Here is a 14,736-nt window from a genome sequence, read left to right as displayed (position 1 = left end):
GCCCTGGGGCGCAGGCGGTTCCGGGGCGAGCGGCGGAATCTCTGAGAATTATTATCACTCCGACTTGCACCTGGGCGATTGTGGCGATATTGCGAGCCACTTGCAGTTTCCGGTTTGCGTTCGGGGGTCTCATGTCCACCTATCGTCGTTGCGCCGCCTCGGCGTCCGTGCTCGTCCTGGGCTTCCTTGCGGCCGGCGCCGCCCAGGCTGCGGAGCCCGCCCAGAGCGCGACGAACCTGGGGCAGGACGTGGTTCAGGTGGATCAGGTGGTGGTCACCGCCTCGGCCTTCGAACGCAAGGTGGTGGAGGCCCCGGCCTCGGTCACCGTCATTGGCCGTGAGGCCCTGCAGACCAAGCGCTTCGCCAGCCTGGCCGAGGCCCTGGCCGATGTGGAGGGCGTCGATGTGGGCGACACGGCCGGCAAGACGGGCGGCCTGAACATTTCCATCCGCGGCATGCCCAGCGACTACACCCTGGTGCTCGTGGACGGCCGGCGTCAGAACGCGGCGGGCAATGTCACGCCCAATGGCTTTGGCGAGACCTCCACCAGCTTCCTGCCGCCCACCTCCGCCATTGAGCGGATCGAAGTGGTGCGCGGTCCCATGTCCACCCTCTACGGCTCTGACGCCATGGGCGGGGTGGTGAACATCATCACCCGGCGGGTGGGTGAGCGGTGGCGCGCCGCGGCCACTGTGGAAGGCGTGCTGCAGAGCGATGACGCCTTTGGAGCCACCTATGGCGCCCAGGCCTATGTGGACGGGCCGCTGGTGGCCGACACCCTGGGTCTCGCCCTGCGGGGCCGGGTCTTCAAACGCGAGGCCTCGGACCTCGCCTATACCGACGCCAATGGCGCGCCGGTGGAGGTTTCCAAGCGGGGCCCAAGTCCGGTGGAGGCCGACATCTGGAGCCTGGGCGCCCGCCTGGCCCTGACGGCTCACGCTGACCACGACCTGTGGCTGGACACCGAATTCTATCGGCAGACCTATGACAATTCCGACAGCCAGCTTGGCACCGGCACGGTGCAGGGCGGATATGGGCCGGAGCTGAGGTTCGACCGCGAGCAGTATGTGCTGGCCCATGACTGGCGCTCGCCCATCGGTCTGATCTCGTCGGACCTCATGCGCAACGTGACCGAAACCATCGGCCGCACCATTCCCCCGGGCACGCCGGGCAAGACCGCCGGAGACCCCCGCACGCTGGAGGCCACCAACACCATCTTCAACACCCGCCTGGCCGCTGAACGCGGGGCTCACGCCTTTACGGTGGGCGGCCAGTGGTGGGAGGCCGAGATGGTCGACGGGGTGGCGGTGAGCCCCTATGAGCACACCCAGTGGGCGGTGTTCGTGGAAGACGAGTGGCGCTTTGCGGAGAACTTCGCCCTGACCCTGGGCGTCCGCCACGACGATCACTCCACCTTCGGCGGCCAGACCAGCCCGCGAGCCTATCTGGTCTGGACCGCGACGCCGGAATGGACCGTGAAGGGCGGGGTGAGCCGGGGCTTCAAGACCCCGCGCCTCGATCAGATCGCCTCTGGCATCACTGGCTTCACTGGACAGGGCACCATCCCGACCATCGGCACGCCGACCCTGAAGCCCGAGACCAGCACCACGGCCGAGGTGGGGGTCTATTTCGAGGGGGGGCAGGGTCTCAGCGCCAACCTGACCCTCTTCCAGTCCACCTTCGAGGACAAGATCGCCTCGGGTCCCGGCCTGCCCAACTGCAGCTTCGCCGCCAGCCCCAACCGTCCCGGCTGCGTGGACTACGGCGCCTTCCCGCGGGTCGATCTCTACGGCCAGACGGTGAACATCGACGAGGCGGAAACCAAGGGGCTGGAAGCCGCGGCCCGGTACGCCTTCCTCGAAGCCTGGACCGTCTCGGGCAACTACACCTACACCGAGAGCGAGCAGAAGAGCGGGGCCGCGGCGGGCCAACCGTTGGTGAATACGCCCAAGCACATGTTCAACGCCGCCCTGCGCTGGCGGGCCACCGACCGGCTGAACGCATGGCTGCGCACCGAGGTGCGGTCCGATCGCTATCGCGGCGCCGGCGCGGCCCAGACCGCGCTCGGCGACTACAAGGGCTATAGCCTCTTCCACCTGGGCGGCAGCTATCAGGTGGCGGACAACGTTCGGATCAACGCCACCATCTACAACCTGTTCGACAAGGACTTCGTGTCCTACCTGCCCTATCAGATTGGGACCACCACGGCCTATGCCGCCGAGTACGCCAACAATCAGGAACCGCGCCGGCTCTGGGTTTCGGTGAATGTCGACTTCTGACCTGGCGGCCGGCGGCCAAGACGCCACGACCCTCGCCGCGGCGCGGGCCGCGGCCAAGGCCAAGGCCCAGCGCCGGGCGGCCCTGCTGCGGCAGGTGCTGCGCTGGCACTGGATCAGCGCGGCCATCTGCCTGATCGGCATGCTGCTGTTCGCGGTGACCGGCATCACCCTGAACCACGCCGGCTCCATCCCGGCCTCGCCCCACACCATCGAGCGCAGCGCCGCGTTGCCGCGGGACCTGATCGCCGTGTTGCGGGAGGCCGAGGCCGAGGGGGCGCCGCCGCCGGAGCCCGTGCGCGCCTGGGTGCGACAGGAGATGAAGGTTCGCCTGCCGGCGGACGTGGCGGCGGAATGGTCGCCCGGCGAACTCTATCTGGCCCTGCCGCGCCCCGGCGGCGACGCCTGGATGAGTCTCGACACCGCCACCGGCGACGTCCTCTACGAACGCACCGACCGGGGTCCGATCGCCTATCTGAACGACCTGCACAAGGGACGGAACACCGGGACCGCCTGGAGCTGGTTCCTGGACATCTTCGCCCTGGGCTGCGTGGTCTTCTGCATCACGGGCCTGATCCTGCTGCAGCTTCACGCCCACGCCCGCAAGTCCACCTGGCCTCTGGTGGGCCTGGGTCTGATCATTCCGCTCCTGCTCGCCCTGCTCTTCATTCACTGAGGGACCCTCCATGCGACGCCTCGCTTCCGCCGCCGCGCTCAGCGGCCTCATGGCCACCCCGGCGGCCGCGGCCGAACTCAATCTGACGGTGGAGATCCCGCGCCTCACGGTGGCCGAATACCACAACCCCTATGTGGCCATCTGGGTGGAGCAACCCGACCAGACGGCGGTGAAGACCCTGGCGGTCTGGTACGATCTGAAGCTCAAGAACCAGGAAGGCGAGACCTGGCTGAAGGACCTGCGCCAGTGGTGGCGCCGGGCCGGCCGCGCCATGGACCTGCCGGTGGACGGGGTGAGCGGGGCGACCCGGGCGCCCGGCCGGCATCAGGTCACCTTCACGGGCGGCCGCGCGCCCCTGGGGACCCTGCCGGCGGGCAGCTACAATCTGGTGGTCGAGGCCGCCCGCGAGGTGGGCGGGCGCGAAATGGTGCGCATCCCCTTCCAATGGCCGCCCAAGGCCAACGCCGCCGGCGAGGCCAAGGGGTCGACCGAACTGGGCGCCGTTCGCCTGACGCTCAAGCCCTGAACCTGTCCACCTGGAACTGGCCCCACTCGAAATCGATCAAAGACCGGAGACGCGCCCCATGAAGACCCTGCTTCGCCCGCTCTGCGCGGCCGCCGCCCTGACCGCCCTGCTGGCCGCCCCCATGGCCGCTCAGGCCCACCGCTCCTGGCTGCTGCCCTCCAGCACCGTGCTGTCCGGGTCCGAGGCCTGGGTGACCGTGGACGGAGCGGTGTCCAACACCCTGTTCGTCTTCGAGCATGTGCCCATGCGCCTGGACGGCCTCACCGTCACCGGCCCCGATGGGGCGGCGGTGGCCCCCCAGAATGCGGCCACCGGCAAGTACCGCTCCACCTTCGACCTGCAGTTGTCCAAGCCCGGCACCTACCGGATCGCCATGGCCAGCGAAGGCGCCTTCGCCGCCTATAAGCAGGGGGGCGAGGACAAGCGCTGGCGCGGGGCGGCCTCGGAGCTCGCCACGGCCGTCCCAGCCGACGCCACGGACGTGCGCCTGACCCACTCCAACCGCCGGGTGGAGACCTTCGTCACCCTGGGGGACACCACCCTGGCGGCCCTGGCGCCCACGGGCTCGGGCCTGGAGCTGGCGCCGGTGACCCACCCCAACGACCTGTTCGCGGGCGAGGCGGCCACCTTCCGGCTTCTGCTGGACGGCCAGCCGGCCGCAGGCGTCGAAGTGACCATCGTCCAGGGGGGCGAGCGCTATCGCGACACCGCCGGCGACATGACCCTGACCACGGGCGCGGACGGCAGCTTCCAGGTCACCTGGCCCGAGCCTGGCATGTACTGGCTGGAAGCCGAAACCCGCGGGGGGAAGAGCCCCATCGCCGGGGCCGAACGCTCGGCCCTCTATGTGGCGACCTTCGAAGTCCTGCCCCAATAGATGCCCGGGGCAGGGTCGCGGCCGGCGGAGGACGCGCGGGTCGCCATTCCGCTGCAATTGCCGGCGGGCCTCGCGCCTGAGCCCGGCGGCCTGACCCTGGAGGCGTCCGGCCGCGCCATGGGCGTGGCCTGGACCCTGCGCGCCGTCAGCCTGCCCGGTCTGCCGCCCCACGTCCTGGGGCGCGTGGTCCAGCAGGCGCTGGACCAGGTGGTGCAGGAAATGAGCCCCTGGATCCCCGACACCGCCATCAGCGCCTACAATCGCGCCGCGGCAGGGGAGTGGGTCGTGCTGCCGGGCGCCTTCGCCCAGGTGATGGACTGCGGCCTTGGCCTGGCCGAGGCCAGCGACGGCGCCTTTGATCCCACCCTGGGCCGGCTGACCGACCTGTGGGGCTTTGGGCCGCCCGGCCCGGTGGATTCGCCGCCTTCAGCGGGCGCGGTGGCCGAGGCCCTGGCGGCCAGCGGCTGGCGGCGCCTGGCCTTTGAGCGCCAGGGCCGTCGCCTGCTGCAGCCGGGCGGCCTGCGGCTGGATCTTTCGGGCATCGCCAAGGGCTTCGCCGTGGACCATGCCGCAGCGGCTCTTCGCCGGGTGGGCCTGCGGCACTTCCTGCTGGAGGTGGGCGGCGAGCTGCGCGGGGAAGGGATGAAGGCCGACGGACAGCCCTGGTGGGTGGCGCTGGAACGGCTTGAGGGCGAGGCGCCTGGCCAGGCGCCCCTGGTGCTCGCCCTATGCGGCCAGTCGGTGGCCACGTCCGGCGACTATCGCCGTTTCCTCGTCCATGAGGGCCAGCGCCTGGGTCATACGCTGGACCCGCGCACCGGCCGGCCGTCCCAGAGCGGTGTGGCCTGCGTCAGCGTGATCCATCAGGACGCCATGTGGGCTGACGCCTGGTGCACCATACTGTCGGTGCTGACGCCCGAGGAAGGCCTGGCCCTGGCCCAGGCGGAGGGTCTGGCCGCCCGCCTGTTGGTCTCTTCCAAGCGCGGCCTGGAAGAGCGGCTGACGCCGGCCTTCCAGGCGCTCCTGGACTAACGCACCTAGATCAGGGGCGACGGCTTGATCCCCAGTTCCGAGAGCAGGGGCTCGGCATAGTCCACCCGGCCGGTCATGGTCTTGGGGTCGGCCTTGGCCAGCTGATAGACCGCCTCGGCGATGAACTCGATGGGCTGGACCCGGTCCTTGGACTGTTCATTGATCAGCCCGTGCACCGCCACGCCTGGCGTGTCCACCAGGCCCGGCGAGACCACGTTCACCGCGATCCCGTCCTCCTGCACTTCCGAGGCGAGGCCGGTGGTGAAGCGCTCCAGGGCGGCCTTACACAGGCCATAGACCGTGCCCCCGCGCCCGCCGCGATAGGGCGGCTTGGGGTGGATGCCGGCCGGCGAAGAGATGTTGACGATGGAGCCCCAGCCCTTTGCCCGCATCCCCGGCATCACCAGCTGCGCCAGATGGAAGGGGGCGTAGACCTGGACCTCCATCATCAGCTTGAAGCGCTTCTCGGTGAAATCCTGCACCGGCATGAAGTAGGTGATGGCCGCGTTGTTGATCAGGATATCCACGGGGCCGAAAGCGGCCTCGGCTTCCTCCACCAGCCGTTCCCGCTCGGCGGCCTGGGCGAGGTCGGCCTTGACCAGCACGGCCTCGGCGCCGGCGGCCTTCAGGCGCTCGACGGTGTCGGACAGGGTGCCGGGCAGGCGGCTTTCGCCCTCCTGGGCGGTGCGGGCCGAGACGACGATCTTGGCCCCTTCCATGGCCAGACGCGCGGCGATGGCCTCGCCGATCCCGCGGCTGGCGCCGGTGACCAGGGCGACCTTGCCCTTTAGGGTTCCGTTGGGATTGAGGGTCGCGGACATAATGAATTTTCCTCCCATGACTTAATTCTTATGGCGCGGAGCCTCGCGCCTTTACACAACGACGGCAAGCGGAGGCATGGCGCAAAGCGCTCGACCCGTTGACTCCGGCGGTCCTGGCCCGTATATGCGCCCGCTCTGTTTGTAACCCCTTGAAGACGGCGCGCGCCTGGTCGCGCGAAGACAAGCTCATGAAGGTCAGAAGCTCGCTCAAGTCGCTCAAGACGCGCCACCGCGACTGCAAGCTCGTGCGCCGCAAGGGCGTGGTCTACGTCATCAACAAGACGGACCCGCGCTTCAAGGCCAAGCAAGGCTAAGACGGTCGGCGGTCCCGGGGATGCCCAAGGCGGTCCTCTGGGATATCGGCAACGTCGTGGTCCGCTGGGACCCGCGCACGCTCTATGCGAAGATTTTTGAGGAACCGGCCGATCTCGACCGGTTCCTTTCGCATGTCTGCACCATGGCCTGGCATGTGAATCACGACCTGGGCGTGACCTTCGAGGACAACCGCCGGCCCCTGCTGGCGCAGTTTCCCGACTATGCCGAGGAGATCCACGCCTGGGAGTCCCGGTGGTGGGAGATGTTCTCCGGAACCATCCCTGAGACCGAGGCGGCCATTGAGGCCCTGCATCAGGCCGGCGTTCCGCAGTTCGGCCTGACCAACATGTCCCATGAGGTCTTCGACGGGGTGATCGCCATGAGCCCGGCCTTCGGGCGGCTGGAAGGCTTTGTCGTCTCGGCCCATGAGAAACTCATCAAGCCCGACCCGCGCATCTACGCCATCGCCTGCGAGCGGTTCGGTCACGACCCCGCCGACATCCTCTTCGTCGACGACAGCGCCTACAATATCGAAGCGGCCAAGGCCTTCGGCCTGAACGTCCACCACTTCACCGATCCGGCGGCCCTGCGCCCGGCCCTGGAAGCCCACGGACTGCTCTGAGTCTTGCGCCGCAGGCGCTGTTCTCGTTCGATCCTTCTTTGGCGCTATAGCGCCGGCGTTAACGCCCCCGCACCAGTTCCAGGAACTCCTGGCGGGTGCGCGGGTCGGCGCGCAGTTCGCCCAGCAGGGTGGAGGTGGTGAGGGAGGAGCCCGGGGTATTGACCCCGCGCAGGGTCATGCAGGCGTGCTCGGCCTCGATCACCACCCCCACTCCCTTGGGCTTGAGGATGTCGTCGATGGCCTCGGCGATCTCGGCGGTCAGCTTTTCCTGGATCTGCAGTCGCCGGGCGAAGCCGTGCACCACCCGGGCGAGCTTGGATATGCCCACCACCCGCTTGTCGGGCAGGTAGCCCACATGGGCGCGGCCGATCACCGGCAGCATGTGATGCTCGCAGAAGCTCACCACCCGGATGTCCTTGAGCACCACCAGTTCGTCATAGCCCCCCACCTCCTCAAAGGTGCGGGCCAGATAGTCGCGCGGGTCGGCCTCATAGCCGCCGAACAGTTCCAGATAGGACCGCGTGACCCGGCCGGGCGTATCCAGCAGGCCCTCCCGGTCGGGGTCGTCGCCGGCCCATTGGATCAGGGTGCGCACCGCGGCCTCGGCCTCGGCCTGGCTCGGACGTTTGCGGGAAGTGTCGGTCATCGGGGCCTCCGTCAGGACAGGAGAAGTCGCTCCACCCTATCGAGGTTCACCTGACGACCTCCAGACGGATTTCGTTCCGCCGCGATGCGGGGTAGGGTCCGCGGCTTTCCACCACCCCCTCGACTCGGAAGACCCTTATCCCCATGGCTGACGACAGCGCCCACCTCGACGTTCTCAACACCACCGCCCAGGGCCAGCTGAAGAGCATCATCGAGCGCATCGAGCGCCTGGAGCAGGAAAAGGCCGAGGTCTCCGAGCAGATCAAGGAGGTCTTCGCCGAGGCCAAGGGCAACGGCTTCGACGTCAAGGTGCTGCGCAAGGTGGTGCGCCTGCGCAAGCAGGACCGCGCCAAGCGGCAGGAGGAAGAGGCCATCCTCGACCTCTATCTTTCGGCCCTTGGAGAGATTTGAAGCGAAAGCCGCCAGATCCCCGGGAACAGGCCAAGCGGGCGGCGCTGAACGCGCTCAAGCGCGCCCGCCGCGAGGCCGAGCGCCGCGGGGTGGAGCTCTCCGACTGGGAGGGCGAGTTCCTTGGCTCGGTCGAGGACCGGGTCAAGACCTACGGCCGGGCGTTTGGCGATCCTGAAAAGGGCGCCGCCGGACAGGCGCTCTCGGCGCTCCAGCATGTCAAGCTCAAGGAGATCGCCGCCAAGGCCAAGGGCGAGAAGAAGCCCATGGCCCGCCGCGGCTTCGGCCGCAAACCCCGCGAGACAGAGGATTAGCGTCCGGGCTCTTCGCCGCGCTGCGCCGCGCCGCGCAACGCAGCCCTTCGGCTCAGGCCGCCTCGGTCTCGCCGTCGTCGTCGCCCTTGATGATCCCGTCGAGACCCTGTTCGCGGACCTTGCGATAGAGGGTGGAGCGACCGATGCCCAGGCGCCGCGCCACCTCGCTCATGTGGCCGGAATAGATTTCGATGGCCAGCTGGATCAGGTCCCGCTCGATATCCTCCAGCGTCCGCAGGTGCCCCCGATCATCGAGGATGCGCACCGGGCTTTCGGCCGGCAGTTCGGCCAGCAGCTCCTGGGCCGCCTGGGGCGACAGGGGTTGAGAGTGCGGGCTTGCCGCGGCCGGGGCGGCCTCCGGGGAAGGCGCGAGGACCCCTGAAATGGCCGGGAAGTCATAGGGCTGCAGATAGGGCGCGTCCGACAGGATGATGGCCCGATAGACGGCGTTCTCCAGCTGGCGGACATTGCCTGGCCAGTCGTGGGCGCCCAGGCAGGCCAGGGTTTCGGGCGCGCAACCCACCACCTTCTTGCCCTCTTCCACATTGAAGCGGCGGATGAAGTGATCGACCAGGGCCGGGATGTCGCCCTTGCGCTCGCGCAGGGCCGGCGCCTCGATGGGGAAGACGTTCAGGCGATAGAACAGGTCCTCGCGGAAGCGACCCTCGGCCACGGCCTGGGACAGGTCGCGATTGGTGGCCGAGACGATGCGCACATCGACCTTCACCGAGCGCTTGGAGCCCACCGGATCGATCTCGCTCTCCTGCAGGGCGCGCAGCAGCTTGACCTGCATATCCAGCGGCAGCTCCCCCACCTCGTCCAGGAAGAGGGTGCCGCCATTGGCTTCCTGGAACTTGCCCAGGTGCTTGTCGGTGGCGCCGGTGAAGCTGCCCTTTTCGTGGCCGAACAGGATGGATTCCACGAGGTTCTCGGGCAGGGCGCCGCAGTTGACCGCCACGAAGGGCTTGCCGGCGCGGTCCGAGGATCCGTGGACGGCGCGGGCGATCACCTCCTTGCCGACGCCGCTTTCGCCGGTGATCAGGATGGGGATGGAGGACTTGGCCGCCCGTTCGCCCATGCGCTTGACCATGGCCATGGCCGGCGAGGTCCCCACCATGTCGGCGAAGGTGAAGCGGCCCGTCTTGTGCTTTTTCAGCCGGTCCACCTCGCCGCGCAGGTCGCCCATGGAAAGCGCGTTGCGGATGGAGACGATGATCCGTTCCGGGCTGGCCGGCTTGACGAAGAAGTCGCAGGCCCCGGCCTGCATGGCCTGGACGACGGTGTCGATTCCGCCCTGGGCGGTGACCACGATCACCGGCTGGTCGAAGCCCCGGGCGCGCAGCTCCTTCAGGGTGTCCTGCCCCGACAGGCGGGGCATGACCAGATCCAGCAGGATCACGTCGGCCTTGGCGCCGGCCACCAGATGATCGACGGCCGCGTCGCCGGATTCCGCATGGGCGACCGCAAAGCCGTCCCGCTCCAGCACGGCCTGGATCAGCCTGCGCTGGGTCGGATCATCATCGACGACAAGAACCGTCTTGGACATAGGAAGACACCCACCTGGACCTTATGCCCGCCTCTTGGGACGGGCTTGTTTGTCGCGCTTTGATACAGCCTGCCGGTAAAGGCGGGGTTTCGCAGACCTGAGTCGGGGGTTAACGGCCCGCCGCCCGCAGGTCCGGCGCCGCCATGGACGACACGGCGTCCCCCGCCGTCGCGAAACGGAGGTGGCGGCGGGCGCGGGGCATGCTTAGATCGCTGGCATGAACGCTCCCGTGAAGACCGACACCCTGCCCGAGTGGCGCCTCGACGACCTCTATGCCGGGCGGGACGATCCCCGGATCGAGGCCGATCTGGACCGGGCGCGCCAGGCCGCCGCCGACCTGAAGGCCCATGAGGGCCAGCTCCTGGCCGACCGCAAGGCGCCGGCCGCTCTCGGTCAGCGCCTGGACGCCGCTATCGGCCTCTATGAGGTGGGGACCAACGCCCTGTTCGGCGTCGGCGCCTATGCCTCCCTCTCGGCCAGCACCGCCCGGGACAATCCGGCCTGGGCCAAGTTCGAAGGCGACTTCCGCGCCAAGGCCGCCCAGATCGGCGCCGAAACCCTCTGGTTCACCCTGGAGATCAATCAGCTGGAGGACGAGGAGCTGGAGGCCGCCCTCTCGGCCCACGCCCCGGCCGCCCGCTGGCGGCCCTGGCTGCGCCGGGTGCGCCTGTCGCGGCCTCACGAGCTATCGGCCGATCTCGAGCGGCTGATGATCGACCGCGGGCCGGGCGTCGCCAACTGGGTGCGCCTCTATGACGAGACCCTGGCCAAGCTCACCGCCAAGGTGGGAACCGAGACCCTGACCCTGCCCGAGGCGCTCAACCGCCTGTCCGACCCAGACGCCGGCCAGCGCAAGCGCGCCGCCCAGGGACTGGCCAAGGCCCTGGAGGCCCGCACCTCGACGCTCGCCCTGTGTCTCAACACCCTGGCTTACGAGAAACAGGTGGACGACCGCTGGCGGAAGTATCCCGACCCCGCCGCCTCCCGCCATCTGGCCAATGAGGTGGACGCCGATGCGGTGGAGGCCCTGGTGGAGGCGGTCACCGAGGCCTATCCCGCCGTCAGCCATCGCTATTACGCCTTGAAGGCCAAGGTGATGGGCCGCAAGTCCCTGGACTACTGGGACCGCAACGCCCCCCTCGATACCGCCGCCCCCAGGCTCTATGGCTGGGACGAGGCGCAGGCGATCGTGCTGGACTCCTTCGCCGCCCTGGCGCCTCGCTTCGCCGACACCGCCCAGACCTTCTTCCGCCAGCCCTGGATCGATGCGCGGCCCCGGGCGGGCAAGCAGTCGGGCGCCTATTCCCATCCGGTGGCGGCCGACCGGCACCCCTATGTGTTCATGAACTATATGGGCGAGCGCCGGGACGTCCTGACCCTGGCCCACGAGCTCGGCCACGCGGTCCACCAGACCCTGTGCGCCCCGCTCGGCACCCTGCTGGCCGACACGCCGCTGACCCTGGCCGAGACGGCCTCCATCTTCGGCGAAGGCCTGGTGTTCGAACGCCTGCTGGCCAACGCCACGCCCGAGGAGCGGCGGGGCCTGCTGGCGGGCAAGATCGAGGACGGGCTGAACACGGTGGTCCGCCAGATCGCCTTCCACAAGTTCGAGACCCGGTTCCACGCCGCCCGTCAGGCGGGCGAGGTGGGGACCGACGACATCTCCCGGATCTGGCTCGAGGTCATGGGCGAGAGCCTGGGTCCGGCGATCCGGCTCAATCCCGGCTATGAGCACTATTGGGCCTATGTGAGCCACTTCGCCCACGCGCCGTTCTACGTCTATGCCTACGCCTTCGGCGACCTGCTGGTGCGCGGCCTGATGGAGGCGCGGCGAGCCGACCCGGTGGGTTTCGCCCCCCTGTATGAGGGGCTGCTCGCCGCCGGCGGATCCAAGACCTATGTGGAGGCCCTGGCCCCCTTCGGTCTCAATCCCCGGGAAAAGGCCTTCTGGGCGGCGGGCATGCACCAGATCGAACGGCTGGTGGACGAGTTCGAGGCCCTGGTCTGAACCACCTCACCGGATGGGCGAGCCGCTCAGGGACCCGGCGATCGGCTGCGGGCAAGGGCGGCGGCGCGCCATGAAGCCTTGTCATTTCTCAAACGGGCGTTAGTTAGCAGGGCATGTCCGACGATCTCACACCCGTGCAGGCCGCCGTCGTTCCCGACGGCTTCGTGATCAATCTGTGGCAGCGCGGCTTCGGCCGCACGGTGGGGCCGTTCTATTCCCGCCGTGACGAGGCCACCAACACCGAGGTCATGGCCTTCCGCGTGGAGGAGCACCACGCCAACGGCATGAACAACTGCCACGGCGGCATGCTGATGAGCTTCGCCGACATGGCCTGGGGCCGGGTGGTCTCCAACCAGCGCCAGATGGGCTGGGTGACGGTGCGCCTGACCACCGACTTCCTCTCCGGCGCCCAGATGGGCGACTGGGTGGAGGGTTCCAGCGAGATCATCTCCGAGCAGGACGACATCTTCACCGTGCGAGGCCGCATCTGGAGCGGGGAGCGGACGCTGATGACCGGCACCGGTGTGTTCAAGGGCCTGCGCCACATCGCGCGCAAGCCCGGCGACCGCCAGGCGGCGCAGGCCTGACCATGACCGACCAGAGCAAGACCACCCCCGCCGTGGCCGCCGCCGAGTTCGAGGACGACCGCCCCGTCCAGACCGCGCCCGGTGAATTTCCGCCGGAAATCCAGGCCCCCCTGGCCCCCTTCGAAGGCGAACCGCCGCAGGCGCCGGCCTGGTTCTCCAAGGCCATCGCCGAGGAGCCGGAGCGGAGTTTCGTGGAGTCCCTGGGCTCGCGGATCGAGGTGCTCACCTGGGGCGAGGTGGGCAAGCCCGGCCTGCTGCTCGTGCATGGCAACAGCGCCCATGCGGACTGGTGGAGCTTCATCGCCCCCTTCTTCGCCAAGGATTTCCGGGTGGCGTCGATGTCCCTGGCCGGCATGGGCGCCTCGGACTGGCGGGAGTCCTACGCCTTCCAGGATTTCGCCGAGGACGCCGAGGCCGTGGCCCGCGCCACGGGCCTCTATGAGGGCGGCCGCAAGCCCATCTATATCGGCCACTCTTTCGGCGGGTCGCAGGTCTTCTACGCCGCCAGCAAGTTCCCCGAGCGCATGCATGCCGCCATCCTGGTGGACACGGGCTTCGGCGGCCCCCCGCCCAAGGAGCGGGAAGAGATGGAGCGGCGGATGGCGCAGGTGCGCAACATCCCCACCGCCGACCGCCCCAAGCGGGTCTATCCGACGCTGAAGGCGGCCCTGGCGCGCTTCCGCTTCATGCCGCCCCAGGCGGCGGGCAATCTCTATGTGGCCGACTTCATCGCCCGCCGCTCGCTCAAGCGCGCGCCTCTGGAGGACGGGTCGGGCGAGGGCTGGACCTGGATGTTCGACCCGGCCATGTGGAACAAGCTGGACCGCAGCGCCATGAACGCCCTGGTCACGGAAGGCCCGCCGGAGGTTCTCACCCCCGTGGCGCACATCTATGGCGAACAGTCGCAGGTGATCGCCCGCCGCCAGGAGGGCCATCCCAGTCCCCTGCCGGCGGACATGGTGGAAATCGCCATTCCCGACGCCAATCACCATGTGATGGTGGACCAGCCCCTGGCCCTGGTGGCGGCCCTGCGCTCGCTGCTGGCGGTCTGGCCGTCTTGAGCCGGCGCGCGCTCTCGTGTAGCACCCCCCACACTAGGTTTTCGTAAGCAGAGAGACCCGGCCGCCATGGGCGAACAGTCTTCCGATTATCACCGCGGCGAGATGGACATCCACGAGCAGGTCGCGACCTATGACCTGTTCATGGGCCTGACCAAGTGGGGCTCCCTGGCCGTCGCCTGCGCCATCCTCTTCCTGTCGGTGCTGTTCGCCACCTCGGCGGGCTTCATGGCCGCGACCATCTCCACCGTCGTGGTGGCGGTGATCGGCGTGCTGGCGCTGCGTTCCAAGCCGAGCGACGGCCACTAAGATCCAATTGACCGGGCGTGACCCGCCGCCGCTGCCCGCGCAGCGGCGGTTTCCGTGCGTCTGGGTCACGGCGCTTAAAACGCACGTTTGAAAATCCTTGATCGGCGGCTGGACAAGTCCGCCCAAGCCTCCCTAAGGTCCGCCGGCCTTTGACCGGGGGGAGCTTATGGCCGTCATCGCCGTCACCAGGGAACGCCAAGGGGGCGAGACCCGCGTCGCCGCCACGCCGGAAACGGTGAAGAAGCTCATCGCCGCGGGGTTCACCGTGGTGGTGGAGGCCGGCATCGGCGCGACCTCCAGCTATCCTGACGCCGACTATGCCGCCGCCGGCGCCGAAATGGCGCCCGATGCGGGCGCAGCCCTGGCCAAGGCCGACATTCTGCTTAAGGTCCGCAGCCCGTCGCCCGAAGAGATCGCGGCGCTGAAGGCTGACGCCCTGGTGATCGGCATGCTCAATCCCCACCAGGACAAGACCACCCTGCAGGCCCTGGCGGCCAAGGGCGTGCGGGCCTTCACCATGGAGTTCGTGCCCCGGATCACCCGGGCCCAGGTGATGGACGTACTGTCCTCCCAGGCCAATCTCGCCGGCTACCGGGCGGTGATCGAGGCGGCCAGCGCCTATGGCAAGGTTCTGCCGATGATGATGACGGCGGCCGGCACCGTGGCCGCGGCCAAGGTGTTCGTCATGGGGGCGGGCGTGGCCGGCCTTCAGGCCA

General features: G+C 68.8%; 16 protein-coding genes and 1 pseudogene. 14 read left to right on the top strand and 3 right to left on the bottom strand.

Annotated features, from left to right (window positions below):
* Nucleotides 1–131 precede the first annotated feature (131 nt).
* From V7D28_RS09050 to V7D28_RS09030, 5 genes are read left to right on the top strand one after another with little or no spacing between them, the layout of a single operon-like run.
* Entirely contained in the window at nt 132–2,279 is a 2,148-nt protein-coding gene (locus V7D28_RS09050; protein WP_333587053.1) for a TonB-dependent receptor domain-containing protein, read from the top strand.
* Nucleotides 2,266–2,952: a PepSY-associated TM helix domain-containing protein gene (locus tag V7D28_RS09045; protein ID WP_333587052.1), complete on the top strand. Its 687-nt coding sequence runs from the start codon at nt 2,266–2,268 to the stop codon at nt 2,950–2,952. The genes V7D28_RS09050 and V7D28_RS09045 overlap by 14 nt, the downstream gene beginning before the upstream one ends.
* Before the next feature lie 10 nt (nt 2,953–2,962).
* Nucleotides 2,963–3,478, top strand: coding sequence for a DUF2271 domain-containing protein (locus V7D28_RS09040; RefSeq protein ID WP_333587051.1), 516 nt, complete (start codon nt 2,963–2,965; stop codon nt 3,476–3,478).
* A 58-nt stretch (nt 3,479–3,536) separates the two neighbouring features.
* Nucleotides 3,537–4,355, top strand: coding sequence for a DUF4198 domain-containing protein (locus V7D28_RS09035; RefSeq protein WP_333587050.1), 819 nt, complete (start codon nt 3,537–3,539; stop codon nt 4,353–4,355).
* Complete coding sequence (locus tag V7D28_RS09030) at nt 4,356–5,387, top strand: FAD:protein FMN transferase (RefSeq protein ID WP_333587049.1); 1,032 nt, start codon at nt 4,356–4,358, stop codon at nt 5,385–5,387.
* A gap of 5 nt (nt 5,388–5,392) precedes the next feature.
* Here the strand turns inward: V7D28_RS09030 and V7D28_RS09025 are convergent, their stop codons facing one another.
* Entirely contained in the window at nt 5,393–6,208 is an 816-nt protein-coding gene (locus V7D28_RS09025; protein WP_333587048.1) for an SDR family NAD(P)-dependent oxidoreductase, read from the bottom strand.
* Nucleotides 6,209–6,396: 188 nt separating this feature from the next.
* On the opposite strand from V7D28_RS09025, the gene ykgO reads away from it, so the two are divergent.
* Together ykgO and V7D28_RS09015 are read left to right on the top strand one after the other, a co-directional pair.
* On the top strand, nt 6,397–6,522 hold the full coding sequence (gene ykgO / locus V7D28_RS09020; protein WP_056023006.1) for a type B 50S ribosomal protein L36: 126 nt from the start codon (nt 6,397–6,399) through the stop codon (nt 6,520–6,522).
* Between the two features lie 20 nt (nt 6,523–6,542).
* Complete coding sequence (locus V7D28_RS09015) at nt 6,543–7,145, top strand: HAD family hydrolase (protein ID WP_333587047.1); 603 nt, start codon at nt 6,543–6,545, stop codon at nt 7,143–7,145.
* A gap of 58 nt (nt 7,146–7,203) precedes the next feature.
* On the opposite strand, the gene folE is transcribed toward V7D28_RS09015, so the two are convergent.
* A complete protein-coding gene (gene folE, locus V7D28_RS09010; RefSeq protein WP_333587046.1) occupies nt 7,204–7,791 on the bottom strand; it encodes a GTP cyclohydrolase I FolE in 588 nt (195 codons plus the stop codon).
* A gap of 143 nt (nt 7,792–7,934) precedes the next feature.
* Here folE and V7D28_RS09005 point away from each other — a divergent pair, with 143 nt between their 5' ends.
* Both V7D28_RS09005 and V7D28_RS09000 read left to right on the top strand, forming a co-directional pair.
* On the top strand, nt 7,935–8,201 hold the full coding sequence (locus tag V7D28_RS09005) for a DUF2312 domain-containing protein (protein WP_293412475.1): 267 nt from the start codon (nt 7,935–7,937) through the stop codon (nt 8,199–8,201).
* On the top strand, nt 8,198–8,512 hold the full coding sequence (locus V7D28_RS09000) for a hypothetical protein (protein ID WP_333587045.1): 315 nt from the start codon (nt 8,198–8,200) through the stop codon (nt 8,510–8,512). The genes V7D28_RS09005 and V7D28_RS09000 overlap by 4 nt, the downstream gene beginning before the upstream one ends.
* Before the next feature lie 52 nt (nt 8,513–8,564).
* On the opposite strand, the gene V7D28_RS08995 is transcribed toward V7D28_RS09000, so the two are convergent.
* Nucleotides 8,565–10,058 carry a sigma-54-dependent transcriptional regulator gene (locus V7D28_RS08995; RefSeq protein ID WP_333587044.1) on the bottom strand — a complete coding sequence of 498 codons (1,494 nt, stop codon included), beginning with the start codon at nt 10,056–10,058 and terminating at the stop codon, nt 8,565–8,567.
* A 217-nt stretch (nt 10,059–10,275) separates the two neighbouring features.
* On the opposite strand from V7D28_RS08995, the gene V7D28_RS08990 reads away from it, so the two are divergent.
* From V7D28_RS08990 to V7D28_RS08970, 5 genes and pseudogenes are all read left to right on the top strand, one after another.
* Entirely contained in the window at nt 10,276–12,066 is a 1,791-nt protein-coding gene (locus V7D28_RS08990; protein WP_333587043.1) for a M3 family oligoendopeptidase, read from the top strand.
* A gap of 113 nt (nt 12,067–12,179) precedes the next feature.
* Nucleotides 12,180–12,653, top strand: a complete 474-nt coding sequence (locus V7D28_RS08985; protein WP_333587042.1) for a PaaI family thioesterase — start codon at nt 12,180–12,182, stop codon at nt 12,651–12,653.
* A 2-nt stretch (nt 12,654–12,655) separates the two neighbouring features.
* A complete protein-coding gene (locus tag V7D28_RS08980; protein WP_333587041.1) occupies nt 12,656–13,714 on the top strand; it encodes an alpha/beta fold hydrolase in 1,059 nt (352 codons plus the stop codon).
* Between the two features lie 66 nt (nt 13,715–13,780).
* Complete coding sequence (locus V7D28_RS08975) at nt 13,781–14,020, top strand: aa3-type cytochrome c oxidase subunit IV (protein ID WP_333587040.1); 240 nt, start codon at nt 13,781–13,783, stop codon at nt 14,018–14,020.
* Between the two features lie 166 nt (nt 14,021–14,186).
* Nucleotides 14,187–14,736 (top strand): annotated as a pseudogene (locus V7D28_RS08970) (NAD(P)(+) transhydrogenase (Re/Si-specific) subunit alpha); the annotation flags it as partial.

Origin of the sequence: Phenylobacterium sp., assembly GCF_036723115.1 — a bacterium.
Lineage (GTDB): Bacteria > Pseudomonadota > Alphaproteobacteria > Caulobacterales > Caulobacteraceae > Phenylobacterium.
Note: the sequence above shows the minus strand (reverse complement) of the source record. Positions and strands in the feature narration are given on the sequence as shown.

Bases quoted from the DNA above. Each gene is read 5' to 3' on its own strand.
- V7D28_RS09040 (WP_333587051.1), top strand. From the start codon at position 2,963: ATGCGACGCCTCGCTTCCGCCGCCGCGCTCAGCGGCCTCATGGCCACC.
- V7D28_RS08985 (WP_333587042.1), top strand. From the start codon at position 12,180: ATGTCCGACGATCTCACACCCGTGCAGGCCGCCGTCGTTCCCGACGGC.
- V7D28_RS09030 (WP_333587049.1), top strand. From the start codon at position 4,356: ATGCCCGGGGCAGGGTCGCGGCCGGCGGAGGACGCGCGGGTCGCCATT.
- V7D28_RS09050 (WP_333587053.1), top strand. From the start codon at position 132: ATGTCCACCTATCGTCGTTGCGCCGCCTCGGCGTCCGTGCTCGTCCTG.
- V7D28_RS09025 (WP_333587048.1), bottom strand. From the start codon at position 6,208: ATGTCCGCGACCCTCAATCCCAACGGAACCCTAAAGGGCAAGGTCGCC.
- V7D28_RS09035 (WP_333587050.1), top strand. From the start codon at position 3,537: ATGAAGACCCTGCTTCGCCCGCTCTGCGCGGCCGCCGCCCTGACCGCC.
- V7D28_RS09015 (WP_333587047.1), top strand. From the start codon at position 6,543: ATGCCCAAGGCGGTCCTCTGGGATATCGGCAACGTCGTGGTCCGCTGG.
- V7D28_RS08995 (WP_333587044.1), bottom strand. From the start codon at position 10,058: ATGTCCAAGACGGTTCTTGTCGTCGATGATGATCCGACCCAGCGCAGG.
- V7D28_RS08990 (WP_333587043.1), top strand. From the start codon at position 10,276: ATGAACGCTCCCGTGAAGACCGACACCCTGCCCGAGTGGCGCCTCGAC.
- V7D28_RS08975 (WP_333587040.1), top strand. From the start codon at position 13,781: ATGGGCGAACAGTCTTCCGATTATCACCGCGGCGAGATGGACATCCAC.
- V7D28_RS09045 (WP_333587052.1), top strand. From the start codon at position 2,266: ATGTCGACTTCTGACCTGGCGGCCGGCGGCCAAGACGCCACGACCCTC.
- ykgO (WP_056023006.1), top strand. From the start codon at position 6,397: ATGAAGGTCAGAAGCTCGCTCAAGTCGCTCAAGACGCGCCACCGCGAC.
- V7D28_RS08980 (WP_333587041.1), top strand. From the start codon at position 12,656: ATGACCGACCAGAGCAAGACCACCCCCGCCGTGGCCGCCGCCGAGTTC.
- folE (WP_333587046.1), bottom strand. From the start codon at position 7,791: ATGACCGACACTTCCCGCAAACGTCCGAGCCAGGCCGAGGCCGAGGCC.
- V7D28_RS09005 (WP_293412475.1), top strand. From the start codon at position 7,935: ATGGCTGACGACAGCGCCCACCTCGACGTTCTCAACACCACCGCCCAG.